This window comes from Streptomyces sp. SID5910 (genome assembly GCF_009862125.1).
In the GTDB taxonomy this organism is placed as follows: Bacteria; Actinomycetota; Actinomycetes; order Streptomycetales; family Streptomycetaceae; genus Streptomyces.
On record NZ_WWHX01000731.1, the window covers coordinates 1 to 5,379 of the forward strand.

The following is a 5,379-nucleotide window of genomic DNA, read 5'->3' on the forward strand; positions in this document are numbered from 1 at the left end:
TTGCCGTGGTTGCCGCCGCCCTCCTCGACGACCAGGGCGGAGTCGCGCAGCAGCCGGTGCACGGTGACGCCGCCCTCGTACGGGGTGGCCGCGTCACCCGTCGCCTGGAACAGCAGCGCGGGCGGCAACTGCTGGTTGGCGACGCTCACCGCCTGCCGCGAGGCCGCCGGCCAGAAGGCGCACGGCGCGTTGTACCAGGCGTTGTTCCAGGTCATGAAGGGCGCCTTCTCGTACACGTCCCAGTTGTCCTCGCGCCACTCGTCCCAGTCGCGAGGCCAGTCGGCGTCGCGGCACTGCACCGAGGTGTAGACGCTGTAGCCGTTGTCGCCGGAGGCGTCCAGGGCGCCGAAGTTCTCGTACGCCTCCACGAGCGGGCCGGCGTTCCGGTCGTTGACGTACGCGGCGAACGCCTCCGCCAGGTAGGGCCAGTAGCCGTTGTAGTAGCCGCCCGGCAGGAAGGTGTCCTCCAGCTCCGCCGCGCCCACCTTGCCGCCGGCCGGGTTCTTCGCGAGCGCCGTCCGCATCCCGTACCACGCGGCCTCGATCCGCTCCGGGTCGGTGCCGAGCTTGTACGTCGAGTCGTACGTGGCGATCCAGGCCATGAAGGCGCGGTGGCGGTCGTTGAAGGCGAGGTCCTGGTTGAGGTTGGCCCGGTACCAGACGTCGGTCGGGTCGACGACCGAGTCCAGGATCAGGCGCCGCACCCGCTCAGGGAACAGCTTGGCGTAGACGGCGCCCAGGTAGGTGCCGTAGGAGTAGCCGAAGTAGTTGACCTTCTCCGCGCCCAGCGCCTCCCGGATCAGGTCCAGGTCCCGTACGGCGCTGACGGTGTCGATGTGGGGCAGGACGTCCGCGTACTTCGTGCCGCAGGCCTCGGCGAAGGACTTGGCGCGCGTGAGGTTGGCCTGCTCGACGGCCGGCGTGGTGGGCACGGTGTCAGGGCGCACCGGGGCGAAGTGGCCCGGCCGGCAGTCCAGGGCGGGCTCGCTCTTGCCGACGCCCCTCGGGTCGAAGCCGATGACGTCGTACTGGGCGGCCACCTTTTTCGGCAGCGACGACGCCACGAACCCGGCGAGCGTGAGACCGCTGCCGCCGGGCCCGCCCGGGTTGACCAGCAACGGCCCCTGGTACGTCGTCGCCGTGTGCGGAACGCGGGACAGGGCCAGGGTGATCCGCTTGCCGTCCGGGCGGGCGTGGTCGAGCGGCACCAAGAGCGACGCGCACTGGAGCGTCGGGTAGTCGTCCGTGCCGCACTTCTTCCAGTCGATCCCGGCGGCGCGCGGGGTGTCCGCGGGCCCCCGGGCGCCGGCCTCGGCGGGAACGGCCGTGACGGCACCGGCCGCGATGACGGCGGCGCCGCACAGCACGGCTGCGCGTTGTCTCATGGAGGCTCCCAGGACGGAGAGGCCGCGGTCCGCGTGACGCACGGTCCTCGCCGCATCGTCCCGGGAAGCGCCCCCGGAGGAACGCGTTCTGTCCGTACGTGACCCGATTGGGCCGCCGGATGCGCTCGGATGCCCGCCCGTGAGCGAGGTCCGGGCAGCGGGCCGGGCCGGTCGTTAGGCTGCTTCCCGCAGGTGAGGAACAGGAGGGCGCGATGGCCGAGGTGACGGTGGCCGAGGTGCTGGCCGAGCTGGCCGCGCTGGAGGACCCGAAGGTACGCGCGGTCAACGAGAGGCACGGCGACGACCACGGCGTGAACCTCGGCAGGCTGCGCGCGCTCGCCAAGCGGCTGAAGACGCAGCAGGACCTCGCGTGCCGCCTGTGGGAGACGGGCGACACGGCGGCGAGACTGCTGGCGCTGCTGATCTGCCGCCCGAAGGCGTTCGGACGGGACGAGCTGGACACCATGCTGCGCGAGGCGCGCTCACCCAAGGTGCACGACTGGCTCGTGAACTACGTCGTGAAGAAGAGCCCGCACGCCGAGGAGCTGCGCGTGGCCTGGTCCGCCGACCCGGACCCGGTGGTCGCGAGCGCGGGCTGGGCCCTGACCGCCGAACGCGTGGCGAAGAAGCCCGACGGCCTCGACCTCGCGGGCCTGCTCGACACGATCGAGGCGGAGATGAAAGACGCCCCGGACCGCCTCCAGTGGGCGATGAACACCTGCCTGGCCCGCATCGGCATCGACCACGCCGAGTACCGCACCCGCGCGATCGGCATCGGCGAACGCCTGGAGGTCCTCAAGGACCACCCCACGTCCCCGGGCTGCACGTCCCCGTTCGCCCCCACGTGGATCGCGGAGATGGTGCGCCGCCGGGAAGAGGCGTAGGCCGGCCTCACATGAGGGACAGCTGCACCGGGTCGTCCGTCACCGGGCCGGCCGGCTCCGGCTCCGCGAGCCGCCGCGGCATGCCCGGACGCGTCGGGCCGATGCCGTACTCCTGGGCCAGGGCGTGCACCTGGCCGGTGATGCGGCGCTGGTACCACTTCGGGGCGTAGGCGCCGTCCGCGTACAGGCGTTCGTAGCGGCGCACCAGGTGGGGGTGGTGCTGTCCCAGCCACGTCATGAACCACTCGCGGGCACCCGGGCGCAGATGCAGGACCAGGGGTGTCACCGAGGTGGCGCCGGACGCGGCGATGGCGCGGACCGTGGCGCGCAGCTGCGCCGGTTCGTCGCCGAGGAAGGGGATGACCGGCGCCATCAGCACCCCGCAGCCGATGCCGTGCTCGGTCAGGGTCCGCACGACGTCCAGCCGGCGTTCCGGCGCGGGGGTGCCCGGCTCCACCGTGCGCCACAGGTCCGCGTCGGTGAAGCCGACCGAGACGGAGATGCCGACGTCCGTCACCCGCGCCGCCCGGGTCAGCAGGTCCAGGTCGCGCAGGATCAGCGTGCCCTTGGTGAGGATCGAGAACGGGTTCGCGCGTTCCGTGAGGGCCTCGATGATGCCCGGCATCAGCCGGTAGCGGCCCTCCGCGCGCTGGTAGCAGTCGACGTTGGTGCCCATCGCCACGTGCTCGCCCTGCCAGCGGCGGGAGGCGAGCTGGCGGCGCAGCAGCTCGGGGGCGTTCACCTTGACGACGATCTGCGAGTCGAAGCCGAGGCCCGTGTCGAGGTCCAGATAGCTGTGCGTCTTGCGCGCGAAGCAGTACACGCACGCGTGCGAGCAGCCCCGGTACGGGTTCACCGTCCATTCGAACGGCATCCGCGAGGCGCCCGGCACCCGGTTGAGGATCGAGCGGGCCCGCACCTCGTGGAAGGTGATCCCGCGGAACTCGGGTGTGTCGATGGTGCGGGTGGTGACCGCGTCCGCGCTGAACAGCGCGGGATCGGCGGCCCGGGCGTGGTCGGAGTCCGTGAGGTTCTCCCAGCGCATGACGCCTCCTCGGTAGCACTGCCCAGAGAATAGAACATCTGTTCCCTTGATCGTGCGGATGAGTCGCGCGCGGCGGTTTCACGCCCCCGGATTTGGTGGCCGGGCGGCGGGGTGGTTGGCTTGCCCCGACCCCGAGAACCAGCCCTGGAGGAACCCGATGGCGCAGGTCGAGGCCACGACGGAGCGGATCGTCGCCGCGGACGCGGAGACGGTGTTCGACACCCTCGCCGACTACAGCGGCACCCGCGAGAAGCTGCTCCCCGAGCACTTCAGCGAGTACGAGGTCCGCGAGGGCGGCGACGGCGAGGGCACCCTCGTCCACTGGAAGCTCCAGGCCACCAGCAAGCGCATCCGCGACTGCCTGCTGGAGGTCAGCGAGCCGACCGAGGGCGAGCTCGTCGAGAAGGACCGCAACTCCTCCATGGTCACCACCTGGTGCGTCACCCCGGCCGGTGAGGGCAAGTCCCGCGTCGTGGTCACCAGCACCTGGAAGGGCGCCGGCGGCATCGGCGGCTTCTTCGAGAAGACCTTCGCGCCCAAGGGGCTCGGCCGGATCTACGACGCGATGCTCGCCAAGCTCGCCGCCGAGGTGGAGAAGTAGCCAACAGGCCCTTCGAATGGGGGTGTTGGCGGTCTCACCGGTTCGAGTGATCCTCGGCTGATCGCGCCCTACGCCGTAACTTGTCGCACTTGCTCGTAGTTGTCGCCTCTGGCGGCAAAAGTGAGCAGGTGCGACGAGGGGAGCGGTACGTGGGCGGGATCACTCTGGTGCAGGACGAACCGGTCACCGCGCCACCCCTGGAGGCGCCCGAGGCCCCCGCTCCCGAGCCGGAGCGGGACGACGGACTCAGCCCCCGCCGGGTGCGGCTGGTCTTCGTCGGACTGATGCTGGCGCTGCTGCTCGCCGCGCTGGAGCAGATGATCGTCGCCACCGCGCTGCCGAAGATCGTCGGCGAGCTGCACGGCCTGGACAAGATGTCCTGGGCGATCACCGCCTACCTGCTGACCTCCACCATCGGGCTGCCGATCTACGGCAAGCTCGGCGACCTCTTCGGCCGCAAGGGCGTCTTCCAGTTCGCCATCCTGATCTTCGTCGTCGGCTCGGCGCTCGCCGGGCGCGCGCAGACCATGGACCAGCTGATCGCCTTCCGCGCCGTGCAGGGCGTCGGCGCCGGCGGCCTGATGATCGGTGTGCAGGCGATCATCGCCGACATCGTGCCGCCCAGGGAACGCGGCCGGTTCATGGGGCTGATCGGCGCCGCCTTCGGACTCGCCTCGGTCGCCGGGCCCCTGCTGGGCGGCTACTTCACCGACCATCTCTCCTGGCGCTGGTGCTTCTACATCAACGTGCCCTTCGGCCTGCTCACCATGGCCGTCGTCGCCGTCGTCCTGAAGCTGCCCCGGCCGCGCGTCAAGCCCCGCCTGGACTTCCTCGGCGCCCTGCTGCTCGCCGCCGCCTCCACCTGCCTGGTGCTGCTCACCAGCTGGGGCGGCACCGAGTACGCCTGGGACTCGGAGGTCATCCTCGGCCTGGCCGGCGGGGCGGTCGCGGCCACCGTGCTCTTCCTGGTCGCCGAGCGCTTCGCGCCCGAACCGCTGATCCCGCTCAGGCTGTTCCGGGACTCCGTCTTCAACGTCACCGCGCTGGTCGGCCTCGTCGTCGGCGTCGCCCTGTTCGGCGCCGCCAGCTATCTGCCGACCTTCCTCCAGATGGTCGACGGCGCCACCGCCACCGAGTCCGGCCTGCTGATGCTGCCCATGATGGGCGGCATCGTCGGCGCCTCGATCGTGTCCGGACAGCTCATCAGCCGCACCGGCCGCTACCGGGTCTACCCGGTCCTCGGCGGCGTCCTGTCCGTGCTCGGCATGTGGCTGCTCTCCCGCCTCGACGTCGACACGCCCCGGCTGCACTACAGCGTCTGGATGGCCGTCCTCGGCGCCGGCATCGGCATGGTGATGCCGGTCCTCGTCCTCGCCGTGCAGAACAGCGTGCGCCCCGCCGACCTCGGCACCGCCACCAGCGCCAACAACTACTTCCGGCAGATCGGCGGCAGCGTCGGCGCCA

Annotated in this window: 5 protein-coding genes; 3 read left to right on the plus strand and 2 right to left on the minus strand. The window is 71.2% G+C overall.

All coding sequences use genetic code 11. The features are described 5' to 3' along the window. On the minus strand, positions 1-1,385 hold a 1,385-nt coding region (locus GTW67_RS25740; protein ID WP_161167167.1), incomplete at its 3' end, for an alpha/beta hydrolase. A gap of 212 nt (positions 1,386-1,597) precedes the next feature. Here GTW67_RS25740 and GTW67_RS25745 point away from each other — a divergent pair. After that, on the plus strand, positions 1,598-2,269 hold the full coding sequence (locus tag GTW67_RS25745; protein ID WP_161167168.1) for a DNA alkylation repair protein: 672 nt from the start codon (positions 1,598-1,600) through the stop codon (positions 2,267-2,269). A gap of 7 nt (positions 2,270-2,276) precedes the next feature. On the opposite strand, the gene GTW67_RS25750 is transcribed toward GTW67_RS25745, so the two are convergent. Further along, on the minus strand, positions 2,277-3,314 hold the full coding sequence (locus GTW67_RS25750) for an Rv2578c family radical SAM protein (protein ID WP_161167169.1): 1,038 nt from the start codon (positions 3,312-3,314) through the stop codon (positions 2,277-2,279). Between the two features lie 157 nt (positions 3,315-3,471). On the opposite strand from GTW67_RS25750, the gene GTW67_RS25755 reads away from it, so the two are divergent. Then, complete coding sequence (locus GTW67_RS25755) at positions 3,472-3,915, plus strand: SRPBCC family protein (protein WP_161167170.1); 444 nt, start codon at positions 3,472-3,474, stop codon at positions 3,913-3,915. A gap of 149 nt (positions 3,916-4,064) precedes the next feature. Continuing rightward, positions 4,065-5,379: DHA2 family efflux MFS transporter permease subunit (locus tag GTW67_RS25760; protein ID WP_161167171.1), on the plus strand; the 1,315-nt coding region annotated here is incomplete at its 3' end.

Excerpts from the sequence above, each read along its gene's own strand:
- GTW67_RS25745 (WP_161167168.1), top strand. The coding sequence starts at position 1,598 with ATGGCCGAGGTGACGGTGGCCGAGGTGCTGGCCGAGCTGGCCGCGCTG.
- GTW67_RS25755 (WP_161167170.1), top strand. The coding sequence starts at position 3,472 with ATGGCGCAGGTCGAGGCCACGACGGAGCGGATCGTCGCCGCGGACGCG.
- GTW67_RS25750 (WP_161167169.1), bottom strand. The coding sequence starts at position 3,314 with ATGCGCTGGGAGAACCTCACGGACTCCGACCACGCCCGGGCCGCCGAT.